2 protein-coding genes are annotated in these 2134 nt (G+C 58.9%); both read right to left on the bottom strand.

Annotated features, from left to right (window positions below; genetic code table 11):
- Positions 1–64: 64 nt before the first annotated feature.
- Positions 65–994, bottom strand: coding sequence for an alpha/beta fold hydrolase (locus ADB02_RS03290; protein ID WP_048733074.1), 930 nt, complete (start codon positions 992–994; stop codon positions 65–67).
- 191 nt (positions 995–1185) lie between these two features.
- The coding region (locus ADB02_RS03285; protein WP_049189656.1) for an adenylosuccinate lyase at positions 1186–2134 on the bottom strand (949 nt) is incomplete at its 5' end.

Below are 2134 nucleotides of genomic sequence, written 5' to 3'. Positions count from 1 at the left end.
AGCGTGAGATTGAAACTGTCCAAAAAAACGTCCGCATCCCCTTTCGCCTATTAACCAGCTCCCCTTAGCGGGACTCCAACCACGCCAAAATGTCGGCGTAGACCTCTTCCTTATTCAACTCGTTGAGAATCTCATGGCGACCATCCGGGTAGACCTTAAAGCGCACGTCCTTCTTCCCTGCGTTCAGGTATTTGCCCACGACCTCAGTCACACAGGCAGCGCCACCCGCCGGATCAACGGCACCGGAAACCACGAAAAGTGGCAGATCATCAGGCGCTTTCTCATAGGCTTCAGACGAATTCGCGTAGTGCGTGCCGACGAGAAGGTCGCGGAAAAAGGCATTGGTGGGAACGAAACCACACTTGTCGTCCGCAATATAAGCATCGACAATCTTGTGGTCGCGGGTGAGCCAATCAAACTTAGTGCGGCGCTCAAAGCCCTTGTTGTAATCAGCAAAGGTGAGGGTGTTGAGCAGCTTGCCCGGCGCGGTAGGACGAATCTTAGCCAGCAGGTTTGCAACCTTCATTCCCGCATCGCCCTTAGCTCCTGGCCACGACACGGTGCCCATGATAATGACGCCGGTAAGCCCCTCGCCGTACTTGGCGATGTAGTTACGAGTCAGAAGCGAGCCCATGGAGTGGCCGAGAATATAGTGCTTGCTGCCTGGGAATTCTGCATCAACGTACTGGCGCACTGCGTGGAGGTCTTCGAGAATTAGATTCCAGCCACCGTAGTCAGCGAAGTAGCCCGGGATGCCAGCATCCGTCTTGGTCATACCGTGGCCGCGATGGTCATGCGCGACGACGGCATAGCCCTGGGATACGAGGTACTCGGCGAATTTAGCGTAGCGGTTGGCGTACTCGACCATGCCGTGGACAATCTGCACCACTCCCTTAGGAGTAATGGGCGCGCCCTTGTCATTTTCTGGGACCCAGCGCAGCACATTCAATGTGGCACCTGGGCGAGAAAGCGAAGTCCTAACAGCCGATGTCACGTCGGGCACCTTTCGCGTAGAGGTTTCGATACTTACCGCTCATCGTACCGAGGAACTTGGCTGCTCACTGGTGGTTTCGCCAACAAACGACGAAAAACTCTGCCACCAACGTGACAGAGTTTTTCAAAGGTACTTACGTTTGCACGTTTGCGCGTTTCGCGCTTCGCGATTCGCGCGTGACGCACGTGAAGCTACAGAATCTCGCCCGGCTTGTAGGCCGCGGCCTCTGGGTACTTGTCCACGACGGTCTGCACACGCGCAACTACGCGGTCAACCTGAGATTCTGCGGCACCGATGAAAGCGTGGCGGTCTGCCAGAGCGTCGGCAAGCCCTGCGGCATCCAGCGGGAAACGCTCATCTGTAGCGAGACGTTCAGTGAGATTCTGCTCGGCGCCCTTTTCGCGCATATCCAGTGCGGTGGCGACGGCGTGCTCCTTGATGATCTCGTGGGCTTCCTCGCGGCCCATACCAGCGCGGACGGCTGCCATGAGGATCTTGGTGGAGGCGAGGAACGGCAGGTAGCGCTCCAGCTCACGGTCAATCATGGCCGGGAATGCACCGAACTCGGACAGGACGGTGAGGAAGGTTTCGAACATGCCGTCCATGGCGAAGAATGCATCCGGCAGTGCAACGCGGCGGACCACGGAGCAGGAAACGTCGCCTTCGTTCCACTGAGTACCGGCGTATTCGGAGAGCATGGTCATGTAGCCGCGCAGGATGACCTGGAAACCGTGGACGCGCTCACAGGAGCGGGCGTTCATCTTGTGCGGCATGGCGGAAGAGCCAACTTGGCCTTCCTTGAAGCCCTCGGTGACGGTCTCATTACCGGCCATCAGGCGGATGGTGGTGGCCAGCGATGCCGGCCCTGCACCGAGCTCGACCAGCGCGGACAGAGCGTCGAAGTCGAGGGTGCGCGGGTAAACCTGACCGACGGAGTCAAAGACGCGGTCGAAGCCGAGGCCTTCAGCGATTTCGTTTTCCAGGGAAGCCAGCGCGGACTCGTCACCGTCAAGCAGATCCAGCATGTCCTGGGCGGTGCCCATCGGGCCCTTGATGCCGCGCAGCGGGTAGCGGGAGATCAGGTCTTCTACGCGCTCGATACCCAGCAGCATCTCGTCCGCAGCGGAGGCGAAGCGCTTG

The sequence above is a fragment of the Corynebacterium sp. 212_CJEI genome, from assembly GCF_001055915.1.
GTDB lineage: Bacteria > Actinomycetota > Actinomycetes > Mycobacteriales > Mycobacteriaceae > Corynebacterium > Corynebacterium jeikeium_D.
Note: the sequence above shows the minus strand (reverse complement) of the source record. Positions and strands in the feature narration are given on the sequence as shown.